15 protein-coding genes are annotated in these 18,058 nt (G+C 63.5%); 7 read left to right on the top strand and 8 right to left on the bottom strand.

All coding sequences use genetic code 11. The annotated features are described in order from the left end of the window. Window positions 1-196: 196 nt before the first annotated feature. Together M2428_RS00840 and M2428_RS00835 are read right to left on the bottom strand one after the other, a co-directional pair. Window positions 197-1,837 (bottom strand): ABC transporter substrate-binding protein, encoded by a 1,641-nt coding sequence (locus M2428_RS00840; protein ID WP_277522619.1) that lies wholly within the window; start codon window positions 1,835-1,837, stop codon window positions 197-199. Between the two features lie 336 nt (window positions 1,838-2,173). Continuing rightward, window positions 2,174-4,000 (bottom strand): ABC transporter ATP-binding protein, encoded by a 1,827-nt coding sequence (locus M2428_RS00835; RefSeq protein WP_277522618.1) that lies wholly within the window; start codon window positions 3,998-4,000, stop codon window positions 2,174-2,176. Between the two features lie 78 nt (window positions 4,001-4,078). On the opposite strand from M2428_RS00835, the gene M2428_RS00830 reads away from it, so the two are divergent. Then, window positions 4,079-4,705 carry a PH domain-containing protein gene (locus tag M2428_RS00830; RefSeq protein ID WP_277522616.1) on the top strand — a complete coding sequence of 209 codons (627 nt, stop codon included), beginning with the start codon at window positions 4,079-4,081 and terminating at the stop codon, window positions 4,703-4,705. 23 nt (window positions 4,706-4,728) lie between these two features. On the opposite strand, the gene M2428_RS00825 is transcribed toward M2428_RS00830, so the two are convergent. The 3 genes from M2428_RS00825 to M2428_RS00815 form a co-directional block, all read right to left on the bottom strand. Then, the gene (locus M2428_RS00825) at window positions 4,729-5,892 is read right to left on the bottom strand and encodes an ABC transporter permease (RefSeq protein ID WP_277523555.1); all 1,164 of its coding nucleotides are present in this window, start codon (window positions 5,890-5,892) and stop codon (window positions 4,729-4,731) included. Window positions 5,893-5,918: 26 nt separating this feature from the next. Continuing rightward, window positions 5,919-7,460, bottom strand: coding sequence for an ABC transporter permease (locus M2428_RS00820; RefSeq protein WP_277522614.1), 1,542 nt, complete (start codon window positions 7,458-7,460; stop codon window positions 5,919-5,921). A 178-nt stretch (window positions 7,461-7,638) separates the two neighbouring features. Then, window positions 7,639-9,420 (bottom strand): ABC transporter family substrate-binding protein, encoded by a 1,782-nt coding sequence (locus tag M2428_RS00815; protein WP_277522612.1) that lies wholly within the window; start codon window positions 9,418-9,420, stop codon window positions 7,639-7,641. A 922-nt stretch (window positions 9,421-10,342) separates the two neighbouring features. Between M2428_RS00815 and M2428_RS00810 the strand changes: the two genes are divergently transcribed. The 5 genes from M2428_RS00810 (at window position 10,343) to M2428_RS00790 (ending at window position 15,036) form a co-directional block, all read left to right on the top strand. Further along, window positions 10,343-11,308, top strand: coding sequence for a helix-turn-helix transcriptional regulator (locus M2428_RS00810; RefSeq protein WP_277522610.1), 966 nt, complete (start codon window positions 10,343-10,345; stop codon window positions 11,306-11,308). A gap of 180 nt (window positions 11,309-11,488) precedes the next feature. Next, window positions 11,489-12,250, top strand: coding sequence for an SDR family NAD(P)-dependent oxidoreductase (locus tag M2428_RS00805; protein ID WP_277522609.1), 762 nt, complete (start codon window positions 11,489-11,491; stop codon window positions 12,248-12,250). A gap of 25 nt (window positions 12,251-12,275) precedes the next feature. After that, on the top strand, window positions 12,276-13,256 hold the full coding sequence (locus tag M2428_RS00800) for an aldo/keto reductase (protein WP_277522607.1): 981 nt from the start codon (window positions 12,276-12,278) through the stop codon (window positions 13,254-13,256). A gap of 94 nt (window positions 13,257-13,350) precedes the next feature. Continuing rightward, window positions 13,351-13,773, top strand: coding sequence for a hypothetical protein (locus M2428_RS00795; protein WP_277522606.1), 423 nt, complete (start codon window positions 13,351-13,353; stop codon window positions 13,771-13,773). Between the two features lie 873 nt (window positions 13,774-14,646). After that, window positions 14,647-15,036 (top strand): hypothetical protein, encoded by a 390-nt coding sequence (locus M2428_RS00790; RefSeq protein ID WP_277522604.1) that lies wholly within the window; start codon window positions 14,647-14,649, stop codon window positions 15,034-15,036. A 220-nt stretch (window positions 15,037-15,256) separates the two neighbouring features. On the opposite strand, the gene M2428_RS00785 is transcribed toward M2428_RS00790, so the two are convergent. After that, window positions 15,257-15,577 (bottom strand): DNA gyrase subunit A, encoded by a 321-nt coding sequence (locus M2428_RS00785; RefSeq protein ID WP_277522602.1) that lies wholly within the window; start codon window positions 15,575-15,577, stop codon window positions 15,257-15,259. Between the two features lie 123 nt (window positions 15,578-15,700). Between M2428_RS00785 and M2428_RS00780 the strand changes: the two genes are divergently transcribed. After that, window positions 15,701-16,003, top strand: coding sequence for an antibiotic biosynthesis monooxygenase (locus tag M2428_RS00780; RefSeq protein ID WP_277522601.1), 303 nt, complete (start codon window positions 15,701-15,703; stop codon window positions 16,001-16,003). Window positions 16,004-16,267: 264 nt separating this feature from the next. Here the strand turns inward: M2428_RS00780 and M2428_RS00775 are convergent, their stop codons facing one another. Next, a complete protein-coding gene (locus M2428_RS00775) occupies window positions 16,268-16,843 on the bottom strand; it encodes a hypothetical protein (protein WP_277522599.1) in 576 nt (191 codons plus the stop codon). A 323-nt stretch (window positions 16,844-17,166) separates the two neighbouring features. Beyond that, entirely contained in the window at window positions 17,167-17,781 is a 615-nt protein-coding gene (locus M2428_RS00770; RefSeq protein ID WP_277522597.1) for a carbonic anhydrase, read from the bottom strand. Window positions 17,782-18,058 lie beyond the last annotated feature (277 nt).

The raw sequence follows: 18,058 nt of genomic DNA, 5'->3' as shown, positions 1-18,058 counted from the left end.
CATCCTGTCCAGGGATGCGGCGGAGTTGTTCATCAAAGAACCTTTTCACTATGGATGCAGGCCGGCGCCGGTTCAGTCACGGCGGCAGGGCTGCGAAAAGTTCGCCCGAAGAGCCGGGCATCAAGAAAATAAATGGTGGGAAAACACGACGACGGCGGAGGCCCCAGTATGGGCGGCCCCCGCCGTCGTTTTGTTGTTACTTACCGGTTACGTTGTAGTACAGCGGGACGCCGTCCCAGCCGTAGTCAACGTTGGTGACCTTGTCGCTCCAGCCGCCCTGGGCAACCTGGTACCACAAGGGGATGGCCGGCAGGTCCGTCAGGAGGATCTCCTGGGCCTTGTTCATGGCCTTGTTGCCGTCGCTGACCGACGCGGCGTTCAGGCCGTCAGAGACGGCCTTGTCGAACGTCGGGTTGGCGTAGTTGGCGTCGTTGGAGCCGGCGCCGGTCTTGTAGATCGGGCCGAGGAAGTTGTACAGCGACGGGTAGTCTGCCTGCCAGCCGGCACGGATGGAGCCGGTGAGGGTCTTGGCGGTGGCGTCGTTGCGGGCTTCCTTGAAGGTGGCGTACGGCTTGCCTTCAACCTTGATGCCGAGCGTGTTCTTGAGCTGGTTTACCACTGCCTCAACCCACGCCTTGTGTCCGCCCTTGTCGGCGTTGTAGGCAATGGTGAAGGTCTTGTTGGCGTCCCACTTCTGGATCGCGTCAGCCTTGGTCCAGGCTTCCTTGGCCTTGGCGGCATCGAACTTGAGGTTGTCGGAACCGGCGATCGAGTCGCTGTAGCCGTCAAGCACCGGAGCCGTGAAGTCCTTGGCGGGCTGGCGTGCGCCGTTGAAGATCACCTTGGTGATCTCTTCGCGGTTGATGGCCATGGAGATGGCCTGGCGGCGGAGCTTGCCGGCCTCGCCGCTCCATTCCGGGAGGTATTCCGGGATGGCGATGGTCTGGTTGCCGGCGTACGGCTTGTTGATGGTGCGGTCGCCGAGGTCAGACTTGAAGTTCTTCAGAGCGCTGGTGGGGATGGTCTGGAGGATGTCCAGCTCGTTGCTCAGCAGAGACTGGTAAGCGGAGTCGTCGTTCTGGAAGATCTTGAAGGTCACGCCGGCGTTCTTGGCCTTGCGCGGGCCGTTGTAATCCGGGTTCGGGACCAGCTGGATCTCCACGTTGTGCTGCCAGCCGCCGTCGGCCATCTTGTACGGCCCGTTGCCGACCGGCTTCTCGCCGAAGCCCTTCGGGTCCTTCAGTGCGCCGGAGGGAACCGGAACAAATGCGGTGTAGCCGAGGCGAAGCGGCCAGTCAGATTCCGGCTGCTTCAGTTCAACGGTGAAGGTCTGGTCGTCAACGACCTTCAGGCCGGACATGGTCTCGACGGTGGAGCCTTCTTTGCTGGCTTCGTCGTAGCCCTTGATGCTTTCGAAGAAACCACCGCTGAGCTGGGCGTTCTTGGCTGCGGCGCCGAAGTTCCAGGAGTCGACGAAGGACTTGGCCGTGATGGCCTCGCCGTTCGTAAACTTCTGGTCCTTCTTGATCTTGATGGTGAAGTGCTGGCCGTCCTTGCCCTCGATGGACTCGGCGAGCTCGTTGACCGGCTTGCCGCTGGGATCGTAGCTGACCAGGCCCGCGAAGATCATGTCGATGACCTTGCCGCCGCCAACTTCGTTGGTGTCGGCAGGCATAAGGGGACGCTGGGGTTCGGAGCCGTCGGCGAGGATCACCTTGCTGGTGTCTCCGCCGGTACTGCCGCTACCGGTTGCAGAGCCGCTGGCACCGCATCCGGTCAGGGCGAGGGCGGCGATAGCCACCATGCCCAGTGCTTTGGAAGTGCGCGAAAAACGCATTCCGCCTCCTATGAGTTGTGGGAGTTCGTGAGGGAAAAACTTATGCTTCCCCGTAAGCAGGCACAGGGGTATCCCCTGTGACGTGGCCTACATATGGAAGTAGCCTAGCCCTTAAATGTCCAAATGTTGGAACTCCGTTGCCAAACCGTGATCCGACAATCTCATGACGGTTAACGTCAAGCGCGGTGTATTTCAAGTCACACGCTACTGGCTGGTACTATTTGCCCGCCGTGTGACCCGGGTTACCCGCGCTTAACTGGAATCTGGCGGTTTTTCGCCCCCGGGGCACACCTCAGTTCGCCCCGGGGCACACCTCAGTTCGCCCCGGGGCACACCTCAGCTGGCCCCGGACAGCAGCTGCGCACGCAGCTCGCGACGCTCGCGTTGCTTGTCCGGATCCGGCAGCGGAACGGCCGCCAGGAGCCGCTGGGTGTAGGGCTCCTGGGGGTTGCGGAGGATCTGGTCCCGGGTCCCCTGCTCCACGATTCTGCCGCGCTGCATGACGCAGATCCGGTCAGCGAGCACGTCCACCACTGCGAGGTCATGCGTGACGAAGAGGCAGGCGAACCCCAGTTCCTTCTGCAGGTTCTGGAAGAGGTCGAGCACCTTGGCCTGGACGGAGACGTCGAGGGCGGAAGTGGGCTCGTCGGCGACCATCAGCTTGGGCTTGAGCGAGAGGGCACGCGCGATCCCCACGCGCTGCTTCTGCCCGCCGGAGAGTTCGTGCGGGTACCGGTTGCGGTAGTCCCGCGGCAGCTCGACCTGGTCCAGCAGCGCCTCGATCCGGTGCTGCAGTTCGGCGCCCTTCGCGGCCCGTGCCAGGAACATCGGCTCCCCGATGCTTTCCCCGATGGGCAGCCTGGGGTTCAGGGACGACGACGGATCCTGGAACACCATGCCCACATGCCGGCGCATCTCGCGGAGCTGGCGGCCGTTCTGCTTGGCGGCGGAAATGTCCTGCCCGACCACGCGCATGGTGCCGGCCGCCACGGGTAGCAGACCTACGGCGGCCCGGCCGATGGTGGTCTTGCCGGAACCCGACTCACCGACCAGGCCGACCACCTGTCCGGGATAGATGACCAGGTTGGCCCCCTCTACGGCGCGGAAGGCCGGCACCCTGCCCTGCTTCGGGTACTCGATGGCGACATCGCTGAGCTCCAGGACCGGCTCGCCCTTCGGCTTGGCCGCCTCGGCCGCGGCCAGGGCGGCGGCATTCTCGCGCTCCCGCCGGATCAGCTCGTCTTCCGGAATGGAGAGGATCTCGACGTGGGTCGCGGCGGCGAGGGCGGCGGTGACGTCCACGTCCGCCGCGGAATCCGCGCCACCCTGGCCCAGGTGCGGGACCGCGGCCAGCAGCGCCTTGGTGTACTCGTGTTGGGGGTTGTGGAAGATCTGCGCCGCCGTCCCGGTCTCGACGATGAAGCCCTTACGCATGACGGCGATCCGGTCGGCGAGGTCAGCCACCACCCCCATGTCGTGGGTGATGAGCACAATGGCACTGTCCAGTTTGTTCCGCAGGTTGCGCATGAGGTCCAGGATTTCGGCCTGGACGGTCACGTCGAGGGCCGTGGTCGGCTCATCGGCAATGAGCAGCTTCGGGTCGCAGGAGAGCGATTGGGCGATCATGGCACGCTGGCGCTGGCCGCCGGAAAGCTGGTGGGGGTAGGACCGGAAGGCCTTCTCTGGGTCGGGCAGTTCGACAAGATCCAGCATGCGCAGGGCGCGGAGTCGGGCTTCTTCCGGGGATACCTCATTGTGCAGACGCACAGTTTCCACGATCTGCGCCCCGACGGTGTACACGGGGTTCAAGGCCGTCATCGGCTCCTGGAAGATCACGGCGACATCCTTGCCGCGCACTGCGCGGATATTGGCCTCGTTGCTTCCCAGCAGCTCACGGCCGCCGAGCTTGACACTTCCGCTCACGCGGCTGTTACTGGGCAGCAGGCCCAGCAGCGCCATTGAACTGGCGCTCTTTCCGGACCCGGACTCCCCCACGATGGCGAGCACTTCGCCGGCCCGGACCTCGTAGTTCAGGCCGATCGCGGCGGGGACCCATTTCTTGTCCACACCGAAATCCACGCTGAGATCCCGGACCTCCAGGACGGTTTGGCCTTTGCCAGGGGCGGGTGACGCCGGCGGATCGAGGGTGATGAAGTCAGTCATGATGGGCTATCCTTCCGCCCGGGCCGCCGGTGCACCGGGGATTAGTGCTGCGGCTCGGAATACTGAATTATTGGGGGCATGGGCTCTGCGCACGCCGGAAAAGTTGAAGTCTTCAAAGCACGAACCAACAAATGGTTCGCGTGGCTGTCCTGGGCGGTGGCCGCGTTCGGTGTCGTGGCCACGGTCGTCATGGCAGGCCCGGGAGCGCTGGGCGGCATCGCCCCGCTGGCCTTCATCGCCTTCATGGGCTGGCAACTGTTCTGGATGCCGTCCGTTGTGGTCCACGACGCCGGCGTCACCCTGGAAAATCCGTTCCGCTCGATTGAAGTGCCGTGGGCCGCGCTGGTGCACGTCGATACCCGCTTTGCACTGACGCTGGTCACCGCCGAGAAGAGCTATACGTCCTGGGCCGCGCCCGCTCCCGGCATCTGGGGCGGCCGCCACGCCCGCCCGGAAGACCTCCACGGCCTGCCGGCAACGAGCTACGGCCCCGGCAAGTCGGTCCGTCCGGGCGATCTGAAGACCACGGACTCCGGCCAGGCCGCCATGCTGGTGCGGGCGCGGTGGCATGAGCTGGTGGAAGGCGGCCAGCTCGCCGCCGGCGAGGCTTCCAGCACCGCCGCTACCGTCACTGTCCGCTGGGTGGCGATCGGCGCCGTCGTACTGCTCCTGGCGGCCAGCTACCTGGCTGTTACCGCCAGCTAGCCGGTGCCTGCACGGGGCCGGCATTACTGGCCCCGTGTTCCGTCGGCCGGTCCGTCGTTCCCCGGCTCCTCGGGCCGGAACCCTGCTTGCCGGAATCCCTCTTGCCGGTATCCCTCTTGCTCGGTGCCGTCCAGACCGGTGACAGCGCTTGCCTGCACCACGGGGCCGCGGTGATCTGCCGCCTTCTTGGCATTGAACTTCTTCTGCCGCGGGTCAAAGGCGTCCCGCAGGCCGTCGCCGATGAAGTTGATGCTGAGGCAGATGAGCACGATGAACATGCCCGGGAACCAAAAGAGCCAGGGCCGCGTGGCAAAGGCCTGCTGGTTCTGCGAGATGAGCAGGCCCAGGGACGTGTCCGGGGCCTTGACGCCGACGCCAAGGTAGCTCAGCGCCGTTTCCGTGAGGATGGCTGCGGACATTGTCAGGGTCACGTTCACGATCAGCACGCCGACGGCGTTGGGCAGGATGTGCTTGAAGATGATCCTGGCATTGCTGGCGCCGGAAATCCGGGCCGCATCGACAAACTCGCGTTCGCGCAGTGACAGGAATTCCCCGCGCATCAGGCGGGCCAGGGCGACCCAGCTGATCAGGCCCAGGAAGATTCCGAGGGCCAGGACGCCATTGGTGCTGGCGAAGGAAGCGAACCAGCTTCCCTGGTCCCGGCGGCCGGCAAGCTGGGCCATGACGGCGGCCAGCAGCAGGGCGGGAATGATGATGATGACGTCGGTCAGGCGCATCAGGATGGCCTCGGGCCAGCCGCGGAAGTAGCCGGAGATGGCACCGACCACGACGCCGATCAGGCCGGCGATGAGGCCGATCACGATCATGATGGTGATGGACTGCTGGGCGCCGCGCATGGTCATGGCGAAGAGGTCGCGGCCGATCCGGTCCTGGCCGAAGGGATGTTCGCCCCAGGCCAGCGGCCACAGTGAGGAGGTCGGTGCGCCGTCGTTGACCAGGGGGGAGACTTGCTCGTGGGTGTACTTCCACCAGCCCGGGATACCCAGATAGCCCACGGAGGTGAAGGCCACGATGAAGATGAGGGAGAAGACCACGAGGCCGATGATGGCGCCGGAGTGTCCGAGGAAGCGTTTCCGGACGATCTGGCCCTGGCTGAGGCCCTTGGCCTCGATGATCGGCTCAATGCCTGCGGCGGCTGCTATCCGCGAAGCTTCGTCTTCGGCCATGATGACTTCCTGCTGGCTTGGCTGGCTCATGCTTTTACCCTTACGCGCGGATCCAGTGCGGAGTAGGCCAGGTCCGCGATGAGGTTGAAGACCATGGCCGTGATGGCGACGCAGATGAAGACGCCCATGACCGGGTTGGGATCCACGTGCGCGATTCCGTCCAGGAAGAGGAAGCCCATGCCACGGACCGAGAAGACTGTTTCGGTGATGACGGCACCGCCGATCAGTGCTCCGATGTCGAAGGCCACGATCGTTGCGATCGGGATCAGGGCGTTGCGGAAGGCGTGGCGCATGACGACGGTCCGCTCGCTCAGGCCCTTGGCCCGGGCCGTGCGGATGTAGTCCATGTTCATGATTTCGAGCATCGAGGCCCGGGTGAACCGCGTGTAGCTGGCCAGTGAAATGAGGATCAGGGCCAGGGTGGGCAGGATCAGGTGGGTAAAGGTGTCAAGGCCCAGGACCCAGAAGTCGCCCTGGATGTTCGGCGTGCTGGCACCGATGGTGGCGATCGGCCGGCCGCGCACGCGGCTGTTGTTGAAGTAGCTGGGCCATGCCTGCATGTACCGGTCCAGCAGGATCAGGAAGCCGACCAGGAACGAGGTGATTCCCGCCGCCCGCATGGACTGCCCCCGGTCATAGCCGCCCACCAGATAGCCGATGCCCACGCCGATCAAGACGAAGGCGATCGCCAGCAGCACGATCATCACGAACGTGGCCTCGTTGAGCAGCGGCTGGAGGAGGAAGTACAGCACGACGCCGACGCCGACGGAGATGAGGGCGGACTGCAGTGCCTTGCGGTTCTTCAGCCCGGCCGAAAGCAGGGTCACGGCAAAGGCGATGCCGGCACCGGCGATGGCGATGACCACGGGACCCAGGCCCGGGGTCTTGAACCATTCGGTGGCGGAGAAGTAGACAAGCACCGCGGTGACGAAACCGAAGGCGACGGCGCCGGCGAGCAGCCGGCGCCGCATGGGCCCGCCCGCCGCGACGGCTGTCACTGCGCCGATGACGACGCCGATGCCGAGGGCTGCGGGCAGCGGTACATCGGGGTTTCGCAGGAAGTTGTTGAAGCCGATGGCGCCGAATTCCTTGAGCAGGACGGCGACCCAGAAGATCGGCAGGGAAAAGAACAGGAAGGCCATGAAGGTGACCCCGTAATCCAGGGTGCTGTACTGGCGCAGGGCGGTGATGATGCCCAAGGTGATGCCGATCAGGATGGCGAGCACCGTTGCCGCGGTGACGAGGGTCAGGGTCTGGACCAGCGCGTGGCCGAGGGCCTCAGTGACGGGCTGGCCGGCGATGTTTTTCCCGAGGTCGCAGGTGTTGGCGAAGGGCACGAGACACTGGACCGCGCCGCCGAACCATTTGAAATACCGCAACGGGGCGGGGGTGTCCAGCTGCAGGAGCTCGGATCTCGCGTCCATGAGCTGCTGCTTCTGCGCCGAGGGGTTGGCGCGGAATTCCTCCAGGGGATCACCGGACGCCGCTGTCAGGAGATACACGAAGTAGGACGCGCCGAGAAGGATGAGGGCGGCAGTCACAAGCCGCCGGAAGATGTAGGTCACCATTGGGATAGAACCTCGGAATTCGGGCCCAGGGATTGCCCGGACCGGTCGCGGAGTTTGGCCGGTTTCCCGCCGATGTGGCGGCGGGACCACGACATCGCCAGGATATCGCCAGAAAGGCGTCGGGACCGAAGAGCTGTGGTCCCGACGCCTTTCCAGCAGTGTTACTTAGGGTCGCGGGCTACTTCTGTGCCCATTCCCAGAAGTTCCACCAAACACCGGTCTGGTTCGGCATGTACTTCACACCGGTGATGCGGTCGCTGTACGCGTCCACGCCAACCGACTGGAACAGCGGAAGGCCGTAGGCCGAATCCCAGATCATCTTGTCGATCTGCGCAACGAGGCCGTCCTGCTTGCTCTTGTCGGTGGTGACAATCAGTTCATCCATCAGCTTGTCGGCTTCAGGGTTGCTGAACTGGTTGAAGTTGGAGTCGTTGCCGGACTTGAAGATCTGCGGAACGCCGGACACGCCGACACCCGAGTTGCTCCAGCCAAAGATGGTGGCGTCGTAGCTGCCGTCACCGAGGGCCTTGCCCCAGTCAGACTTGCCGAGGCCGCCGTCGACGATCTTGAAGCCGGCCTTGGTGGCGGACTCGCTGATCAGGGAGTAGGCGTCAACACGGTTGGGGTTGTCCTTGTTGTACATGATGCGAACTTCGGGGGTGGCGCCGTTGAGGAGCTTCTTGGCACCCTCAATGTCCACACCCTGGTAGGCGGAGGAACCGTTGTTCTTGACCGTCTCGGCGTACGGGGCCTGGTCCGGAACGAAGAGCTGCGAGTCAAGCGGTGCAGCCTTCGGATCAAGCTTCTTGACGATCTTGTCGACGATGTCCGTACGCGGGACGGCCTTCATGAACGCCTCGCGGACGTTCTTGTCGGCAAACGGGCCCGAGTAGTTCAGGTCGATGTGGTCGTAGGCGAGCTGGTTGCCGACGTCGACCTTTACGCCCTGGCTTTCGAGTGCCTTGAGCTGCTCCACGGTGTCAGCGGACGCCTGCGGGGCGATGATGTCGGCCTCGCCGTTCTTGAGTGCCTGCACCTGGGCGGGTGCCTCACCGATGTAGCGAACGGTGATTTCGTCCAGCTGGGCTTCCGGACCCCAGTTGTAGTCCTTGTTCCGGACCATGGTCAGGGACTGGTCCTGGCTGACGCTCTTGACGATGAACGGGCCGTTGGAGAGGTAGAGGCTCGGATCGGCCGGCAGGGTCTTGGTGTCGAAGCCGGTGTTCCACAGGTCTGCCATGGCCTTGAGCTGGGCGTTCGCCGGCTTGGGGGCCTTGGCGTCGCCGCGGGGCATGCCCTTCAGGAGGTCAATGAACGCCTTGGTGTCCGCCAGGCCTGCCTTCTTCGCGAGGACGTGCGCCGGGATGTCGATGCCGGGGCCGCCGATGGCGATTTCCCAGTCAGCGAACGGCTTGGAGTACTTCAGCGTCATGCTGCGGCCGTCGTCACCGAGTTCCGGGAAGTCGGTGAGGGCAATACCGGTGGGGTCACCGGCGTAGGAGAAGTAGGACGTCCCGGTTTTCGCCTCCGCATTAGCGTCGTTGTAGTAACCGGAGAAAGCGGCCCACTGCAGCACTAGGTCGGCCGCGGTGACGGGCGTACCGTCTGACCACTTCACGCCGTCGTTGATGGTGTACTTCACCGTCAGCGGATTGTCGGAGACCTTTTCCATCTTGCCGAACTTCTCGTTGCGGACAACGTTGAGCTTGTTGTCGATGTAGAAGAAGCCCGAGTGCGTGGCATAACTGATCTTCGAGTTGATGTCAGTGTTGCCATCGGCCGTGTTCGGGTTGAACGTATTGAACGCGTTGACCTCTACTACGGTTGCCGATCCGCCTTGCTTGCTTGCTGCGGCCGCAGTGGACGGGGTTGTCCCGCCGCTGTTGCCTGCGCAGGCGCTGAGGGCGATGGCAGCTGCTGCCGCCACGCCCACTGCTTTGGAAATACGACCCAAGCGCATTCCGCCTCCTTGTTTCTGTGGTGTGGGTGTGACCGGCGCCGGAAGCGCCAGACAGACGTCCACACTCCCCCAGCGGCAGTGTGGCCCGTCTCACATGGCATGAAGCGTAAACCCCGAAGGCCACCTGGAGCCACCAAAGTTGACCCACCGTAAAGTTCGTTACCGAGCTGCAACATTGGACACGGTCCGCAAAGCCGGCTTTTCACAAAAACACTGACGGCTGCGTAGCAAAAAGACAAAAAGAACCGCTCACAGGAACAGCCCCGATCCGAAAATCGAGGCTCCTCCAGTTAATCGATAATTACTTGGCAGAATTACCGCACTGCCTAGCTGCGGACGTCAAACGTTGAAACGGAATTCGACCGCGTTCCGTCACAGAGAAACCTCTACTCATCGCGATGGGGCGTTGGCGTTGAGAACGTCGACACGCCGGCTCCGTTTCAGGAACACGCACCCGGGGCGGAGGCTGAGATCGATCGCGGCGATACGTGGGTGGACCTGGCCGGTGCCAGGACCCGGCGGCGCATGTTCGCATTCCGGCTCTGGAACCTTGGGGAATCTGTGATTCGCATCGATAAGTGGCGGTGTTTTCGCCGCGCTAAATGTCACCCTGTGGCCCGTAACCGATCCGTCAGCGGGCGTGTGTGTTCTTGGAATCCTTCGTTTGCGCGAAGGGCACCCATCGCCTTCGCAACGAGTCAGTCCCGGGTGATTTTCGCCGTCGACCCGACGAGGTTTCGGAAACGCTGCTTCCTTTACGTCGTTCGCGGACGCGGTTCATGAGACGCAGCGCGCCTAAGGTGGGCGGCGGCGAGGGTCTTGTGGACGGTCGGTTTATGAGGGTCCACATCTGCATCCACCTCACGTGGGGGTGTCTGATAGACACTGCCACCGCCCGCCCAGCCTGCGTAGCGTGGTGGACGTGGAAAGAAAAGAAGAAATCCGTGACTTTCTGATCTCGCGACGCGCGAAGATCAGCCCGGAGCAGGCCGGCATCCCAAACTATGGCGAGCTACGCCGTGTGCCGGGCCTGCGCCGTGAGGAAGTGGCGCAGCTCGCCGGGGTAAGCGCGGACTACTACACGCGGCTGGAACGGGGCAGCCTGCGCGGTGTATCGGACGCGGTGCTCGAAGCTGTGGCTTCCGCCCTTCAGCTGGATGAGGCAGAGCGGACGCATCTGATGGACCTGGCGCGGACGGCCAACTTGCCGTCGTGGCGCGCGGCGCGCCGACCACCGCAGCAGCGGGTCCGTCCCGGAGTACTGCGTTTGCTGGACGGGATGACCGGAGCCGTCGCAATGGTGCAGAACGGACGTTCGGACGTGCTGGCCGCCAACCTCTTGGGCCGCGCGCTGTACGGGCCTGTGTTCGAGTCCACGGCAGCTGCTGGTCCGGAGACTCCGAGCCGGCTGCCGAACCAGGCGCGCTACCTCTTCCTCGATCCCGGCGCTGGTGACCTTTACCCCGATTGGCGCGCGATCGCGGCCAGCACGGTGGCGATGCTGCGATCGGAAGCGGGGCGCAATCCCCATGACAGGGCGTTGAACGAGCTGGTTGGGGAGCTGACTACACGTAGCGGGCTGTTCGCCGCATTGTGGGCTGGCCATGACGTGCGGATCCACACCACGGGAACCAAACGATTTCACCATCCGGTCGTCGGGGAATTGTCGCTGCAGTTCGAGACTCTTCACCTTCCCGGCGATGAGGGACAAACCCTGTTCACCTTCACGGCCGAGCCGGGGTCCGCGTCCGAAAACGCGCTGACGTTCCTCGCCAGCTGGGCGGCATCACCTCCCGAGAAAACAGCCACCGGCGGATCTTCTGCCCCGGAACTGCGCTCCCACGCGCGGCCCAAAACACTTAACCCAGGAAAGACAGAGCATGACTGAACAACGCGACGCTAGGAACTAGCAGAAGCCTGACACCCTCTATCGGCGCCGGCCGCGCCCCTGAACGCGGGGCGCCGGCAGGCCGACCAATTCAAGCAACTCCCAACAACAAATTCCGATGGACGCACGTGGCTGGCGCCTGCCCAACAATCGACCACCCCATTTGAAGGAGAACCACCGATGACAGCAAAACTGACCGGCACCGTTGCGCTGGTAACCGGCGCGAGCAGCGGCATCGGTGAGGCCACCGCCCGCCGCCTCGCCGAGCAGGGGGCATCCGTCGCCGTCGTCGCCCGGCGCCAGGACCGCCTCGACAAACTCGTGGCCGAGATCGAGGCAGCCGGCGGCACGGCACATGCCGTCGCGGCCGACATCACCGACCGCGCCCAAGCCGAACAGGCCGTAGCGGAGGTTGTCGATCGCTTCGGCCGCCTGGACATCCTGATCAATAACGCCGGGCTCATGCTCCTCGGCCCAATCGTTGGTGCCGATGTTGAGGAATGGGAGCGGATGATCTCCGTCAACCAGAACGGCCTGCTCTACATGACCAACGCGGCACTGCCGCACCTGCTCGCGGCGGCTCAAGACGGGCTGCGGGAAGTGGCCGACATCGTGAACATCTCCTCGATCGCCGGGCGGCAAGCGTGGGCGAACTTCGGCGTTTACAACATGACCAAGTTCGGAGTGAACGGTTTCACCGAGGCCCTGCGCCAGGAAGTCACGAAGAAACACGTCCGTGTCGGTGTGCTCGAGCCCGGTGCGGTCGACACCGAGCTCGTCTCGCACAACAACGAAGCGGTCCGGAACGAGCTCGCCGCCTCGGATGCCATCCCCGAGCCGCTGCAGCCCGGGGACATCGCCGAGAGCATCGCCTTCATGGTGACCCGCCCTCGCCGATCCTCCATTGCTGAGCTGTGGGCCATGCCCACTTCCCAGGCCTGAGAACCACACCGAAAGGAATCACAACATGAAGAACGCACGCCTCGGAGGACTGGAAGTCTCCCGCATCGGCCTCGGTGCTATGACCATGGCCGGTACCTACACGAGCGAAGGGACACTGGATAACGCTGAATCGATCCGCACCATACACCGCGCGCTCGACCTCGGCGTCACCCACATCGACACCGCCGAGATCTACGGCCCGTTCCTCAGTGAGGAGCTCGTCGGCCAGGCCCTCAAGGGCCGCCGTGACCAGGTGAAGATCGCCACGAAATTCGGGCTCGTATCCCACTCCGGCGGCGGCCCCGGCGTGATCGACAGCAGCGCCCTGAACATCCGCACGGCCGTCGAGGGATCCCTGCAGCGCCTCGGCACTGATCACATCGACCTCTACTACCAACACCGGGTCGATCCGAACACCCCGATCGAAGAAACCGCCGGGGCACTCGCGGACCTGATCGCCGAGGGCAAGGTACTGCACTTCGGCCTGTCCGAAGCGTCCCCGGCCACGATCCGACGGGCACACGCCGTGCAGCCCGTGACCGCGCTGCAGACCGAGTACTCCCTGTGGACGCGCGACGTCGAAGAGGAGATCCTGCCGCTGCTGCGCGAACTCGGCATCGGCTTTGTCCCCTACTCACCGCTCGGACACGGACTGTTGACCGGCCAGATCCGCTCTGTCGATGACTTCGCCGACGACGACTGGCGCAAAACCAACCCCCGCTTCACGGGCGAGAACTTCGTCCGGAACCTCCGCATCGTCGACGAAGTTCAGAGCATCGGCGCAGAGATTGGCGCCACCCCAGCCCAGACCGCGCTGGCCTGGCTGCTGACCCGCGGCGAGGACATTGCCCCGATCCCCGGCACCCGCCGGGTCTCCCGGGTCGAGGAGAACACCGCAGCCGACTCCGTCGAGCTCACCACCGACCAGCTCGAACGCCTGAACTCACTCCAGCCCGCAGCAGGGGCACGGCACGACGACGCCAACATGGACTCCATCGATCGCTGAGCCCAAAACCAGCGCACATACCGGCGTAGATGCCGGCACAAGTACTCATCCTTACCTTCCCTGACTCTTCCCTCCGCGAACGGAGTGCCCAGTTATGAAGTACCGCACCCTCACCGGCACCGGCATCAGTGTCTCGAACCTCGCCCTGGGCACCAGGCGCTTCGGCAGCGAGACAGCTGAGAACGATGTGTTCGGAATCCTCGACCGGTCGTTCGCAACCGGCGATTCTCGTAACTGCGTCTCGGAACGTGTTGGGTTGGTCCGCTTGTTCACCGTTGGTTACAAGACGCGGCCTACGGTTTGGGAACGTTCCCGGGGGTTGGATTTTTTTGTGCCGTCAGAAGTAGGCAGAAAGGGTGGCCAGGACAAGCGGGGCCCCGATGAGAAGGGCAAGGAGCCATCCCGCGCGGCGACGTCGCGCGCTGTCCACGAGAGATCGCAGCCGGGCGAATTCGTTTTGCAGGAATGCAGGGTCCACCACGGCAGGCGGACTCCGGTGCCACGTTCCGTGCCGTAGGGCTGCAGCCACAATCGCCGCTGTCTGCCTGGACGTGAGTAAGTTCGGGCGGTCGCCGAGCCACCGCAGGAGTTGCCGGTCCGAGACCACAGCAACGTCGAAGGTTCTCTCTCTGACAGTCATGCTCTTCGGGGCAACGACGACCACAATGCCGGTGACTTCAACTGTCGCATTCATTCCAAGGGTGAGATGGCGGGCGGTCGCAAAAGCGATAGCCGCCAAGAACACGTGTTCTTAGCGGCTATCGCAAAAGGTCTCAGGAAGTCAGGACCTATACATTAAATCTAAATTCCACCACGTTACGTCACCGAATAACCTTTGGTTCACCACGACGGACCCCGCGACGGGACGTTTGCGTGGCGAACCTCGACATGCCGGGTTCGTCTCGGGAACACTCGCCTGGGGCGGGGTTCGATTCGGCGATGTTTGCGCGGGCCCGGCCGGGTCAGGACCCGCTAAGGTTCGCGTTCCGGTCCTCGAACTCGGGGAATCCGTCCACACGTGCACCCCGGCCCGCGTGAATCGCAGAGCGGTTTTTGGCTGTGATTCGCAGCGAGAGATGGCGGTGTTTTTCGCGGGGCCAAATGTCACCTCTGTTGCCCGTAGCCGAACGCTGAGCAGGCGGAAGAACTCAGGCCTTTTCGGCCCCTGTCCGCCGGCGCGGAAGAGGCCCGAGAGGTCCTCGCCCCGGCTGAACCCGTTCAAGCCTGCAAACGATGCCTGGTGCTGAGTGGGGTGCCCCTATGTCTTTCGTCAAGTAGCGTGCTGTCGGCTTCTGGGTGTAGATAGTTCAGGATTTGAGCATCAGGTTCAGCGCCATTGGCGGAGGACAGCCGGGCCCTTGCATCACTACTCGTGCTCAGGGGGAAGCGGATGATGAGCAGAATCGACGATCTCATGCCCCGGTCCGACGACCGCTGGGCCACCGCCACGCGACGAGCGCAGGGCACTGCAGATCAGGGCCTTGGCGGTGCCCTGAAGACCTACTACACTCTTTACTTCCCGGCCGGGGTGATCATCCTTGTCACAGCGGGGACCGTCGGAGGGATGCTGGCCTTCGGAGGCGGACCGGCGGGCTGGCCGTCCTTTCTCGTGTTCGGATTCTTCCTTTCCGTGCTGGGTGCCGCCATCGGGGGCTTCATTTACAACGCGAAGAAAATCGCGCCTGCGGCGGAGACGGGCAGGATCGACGTGCTGCTTTCGCTGGAAGACGAAGAGCGAAAAAGACATCCGGCGCCAGGTTCTCGGGAAGACACCGCTTGACACGGAGCATCTTGTCGTCTCGCAGGCCGCCGCTGTGCAACTGCGAAAGAGTCTCGCCACCCAGGTCATCTGGATGTCAGTGCTCCCGCTTGTATTCATTCCCCAAGTCATACGAGGAGCCGGGTTCATGGCGGCTGGCGTGCTTGTCATGGTGATTGGGGCGATGTACCTTGTCCGAGACTTCCGGCGGGCTGGCAGGTTCCTTGACCGCGCGACCAGTTCAGCGCCCATCGGGCAACCTTGATCTAAGTTCTTCTGCACGGGAAACGATGGCTTGACGCTGGTCTCGGGTGAATCTTCTGACCTGCAGGTCGAGGACTACCCGGCTGCCCAGTGCTCCCCCGCCCAACAGTTGACCCACGCGACGGATTGCTTCGTCCACGTCCTCTGAATCGTCAATCACCTGGAAGACCTCGTCGCGCCGATCCATCGCCCGCACCAGAGCCTCGAGGAGGATCAGGCCGATGGCCACACCAAGGACGACTGAGAGCCCGAGCGCGAAGAGAAGCGACTTGCCAGTAACGGTCCTGTTCTGAGCCATCTGTACATAATGCGGTTCGCCTGCACGGCGAACAACGGCATGCCCGGTAAACGGGTACCCCGGACGGCCCATAAACCGGTCTCGTTTGGGGAACCCCCAACGGGAATCTGCAAGACTTGCCCCATGATTACCGAACACGCGCTGCTGCCCGTCATTTCCGGCCAGGAAGAAGACTTTGAGGCAGCATTCGATCGCGCTCGTTTGATCATTGCGTCAATGCCCGGCTTTGCCTCTTTATCGCTCTCGCGCTCGATCGAAACTCCCAACACGTACTTACTTCTCGTGCAGTGGGACAGTTTGGAGGACCACACCGTTGGCTTCAGGGGATCCCCCAAGTATCAGCAGTGGCGGGAGATACTGCACAAGTTCTACGAGCCGTTTCCTTTAGTCGAACACTACGAGCTCGTGAACTCTGCTCCTCGGTAGAGCGCTCACAGGCTGGCCGTCGTCCCGGAAGGGGATACCTATTCGTGCATGATGGCCGACCAGCTAGCGGGCAGTCGCGCGGGATGATGCGAGCCTAGGCATCCCGGTAGTGGAGGCGCCGGAGTAGGGAAGACGGGTCGTCCGGCTTTGGGAACGTCGTCCCGAATTTCGCCCAGTGGCCGCTGCAGACGTGAAGTCCCTCTACGACATCGCGGTTCCCGTACCGGTATAAGAGCCAAACGTGAATGTCGGCCAGTGGCGGGTTCAATTGCGGCGGCATGAGGTCGCACGAATTCGACGGGGCACATAGCGGCTGAACGCTGCTGTCAGGTTCCCTGGCGGACCGAACGGGTACATCACCAAGTGCTTGTTCGGGTACCCGTTCAACTTCTTGGCCAGGGCCTGCGCTCCGCCATGCTGCTCCTTGTCGACGATGTGCAGCGATTGCCGGATCAACTCCCATGGATCATCAGGTGAGGGTTCGTGCACGATAGACCACTCGATCTGATGAGACTCAACGTCCGAATGCTGACAGCGTTGAACGCACAGCACTTTGACCCCATCGTCGTAAGCCCGAAGGCCGAGGATCGGGTCGGGATCGACACCCGGGCGCAACTGCCGTTCGTCGCGCGATGACCAGTGATACTTACATCCGGGCTTCGCCGTCCACCGCAGGACATCTGCCTCGATTTTGTGGCGCACGGCTTTGGTGGCGCCTCCCACGATCGTGTACGGCATCATCACCCATACGCAGTGGGGCAGTGTCGCATCCGGCATCGGGTTCAGGCGTTGTTGTGCTTCACGGACGGCATACGGAGTGGTCGTAATCACTTCCGCCACGTGGTTCCCGTCCAGAGATAGAAAGGAGCACGGTGTACCGCATCGTCCAACGCACGCCCTAGTCACGTGCCAATCAAAGCCTCAGCAGTCCCGTGCGCCCGGTAAAGGATCCCCTTTGGGCTGAAGGGTGACAAATAGCGCTGCGAATAGACCGCCATTTATCGCTTCGAGCCACAGGCGGAAAACCGGGCCCTGGGGCAAGTTGTGCCATTACCTATAGTTCGTGAGACCGCGGTGACCTCCGCCGAAAAGCCGGGACTTCGTTGCTTCACCGACCCCGGGGGACACAGTTCCAGGGTGCGCCGCCCCGGGAGGATGCGCCGTTAGAGCAGGCCGGATCCGGAGACCAGCTGCGCGCGGCCTTCTTCGAGACGATACGCGACGCCGAGCACCGCGGTGGAAGAATCCTTCACAGCGGAGGCGATGACCTGGGAGCTCTCCAGCAGCCGGTCCACCGTCTGCCGGGCGTGCTCGATGACCATGTCGTTGACCTCGGTCTTGTCATCGCGCAGGGAGGCCAGCACCGACGGGGTGATGCGTTCGACCAGGTCCCGGATGAAGCGCGGCGGCATATCCCCGGTTCTCACAGCGTCCTTCGTGGCGGTGACTGCCCCGCAGTTGTCGTGGCCCAGGACGACGATCAGCGGGACGCCCAGGACCGAGACGGCGTACTCGAGCGATCCCAGCACAGCGTCGTCGAGCACGTGCCCGGCGGTCCGGACCACGAAGGCGTCACCCAGGCCGAGGTCGAAGATGATCTCCGCGGCCAGCCGGGAGTCTGCGCAGCCGAAGATGACCGCGAAAGGGTGCTGGGTATCAACCAGCTCGCTGCGCCGCTCGACCCCCTGGTTCGGGTGCAAGGCCTCGCCGGAGACGAAACGGGCGTTGCCTTCAAGCAGGCGCTGCCATGCTTGGGCGGGGCTGAAAGTGGTAGTCACCCCTGCCACGTTACTCGTCCCGCCTCGGGGTCGCAGAGAGATTCCCGGCGGCAGAGCGGACTTGAAAACCCGCTGGGATGTCATTCGGAGGGCGTCAACAACGGTTGTTTGACTAGTCGCCTTGAAGGGGCTTCCATGGGCCTCTGACCGCCGGGGGAGGAAGCACGAGAACTCGGGTATCCGATCACAGCCGGCAACTCTCCCGTATTCTTTCAATCCCGAACAATTCGCTGTTGTGAGACCGCCTTTTGTTGGACGGCATTTCGAGACAGCGGCG

The organism is Arthrobacter sp. ES3-54, from assembly GCF_029504395.1.
GTDB lineage: Bacteria > Actinomycetota > Actinomycetes > Actinomycetales > Micrococcaceae > Arthrobacter.
The sequence above is the reverse complement of the archived record's forward strand: the minus strand, read 5'-3'. Positions and strand labels throughout refer to the sequence as shown.

Coding starts and splice junctions, on each gene's coding strand:
- M2428_RS00840 (WP_277522619.1), bottom strand. CDS start 1,837: ATGCGTTTTTCGCGCACTTCCAAAGCACTGGGCATGGTGGCTATCGCC.
- M2428_RS00835 (WP_277522618.1), bottom strand. CDS start 4,000: ATGACTGACTTCATCACCCTCGATCCGCCGGCGTCACCCGCCCCTGGC.
- M2428_RS00830 (WP_277522616.1), top strand. CDS start 4,079: ATGGGCTCTGCGCACGCCGGAAAAGTTGAAGTCTTCAAAGCACGAACC.
- M2428_RS00825 (WP_277523555.1), bottom strand. CDS start 5,892: ATGGCCGAAGACGAAGCTTCGCGGATAGCAGCCGCCGCAGGCATTGAG.
- M2428_RS00820 (WP_277522614.1), bottom strand. CDS start 7,460: ATGGTGACCTACATCTTCCGGCGGCTTGTGACTGCCGCCCTCATCCTT.
- M2428_RS00815 (WP_277522612.1), bottom strand. CDS start 9,420: ATGCGCTTGGGTCGTATTTCCAAAGCAGTGGGCGTGGCGGCAGCAGCT.
- M2428_RS00805 (WP_277522609.1), top strand. CDS start 11,489: ATGACAGCAAAACTGACCGGCACCGTTGCGCTGGTAACCGGCGCGAGC.
- M2428_RS00800 (WP_277522607.1), top strand. CDS start 12,276: ATGAAGAACGCACGCCTCGGAGGACTGGAAGTCTCCCGCATCGGCCTC.
- M2428_RS00795 (WP_277522606.1), top strand. CDS start 13,351: ATGAAGTACCGCACCCTCACCGGCACCGGCATCAGTGTCTCGAACCTC.
- M2428_RS00790 (WP_277522604.1), top strand. CDS start 14,647: ATGATGAGCAGAATCGACGATCTCATGCCCCGGTCCGACGACCGCTGG.
- M2428_RS00785 (WP_277522602.1), bottom strand. CDS start 15,577: ATGGCTCAGAACAGGACCGTTACTGGCAAGTCGCTTCTCTTCGCGCTC.
- M2428_RS00780 (WP_277522601.1), top strand. CDS start 15,701: ATGATTACCGAACACGCGCTGCTGCCCGTCATTTCCGGCCAGGAAGAA.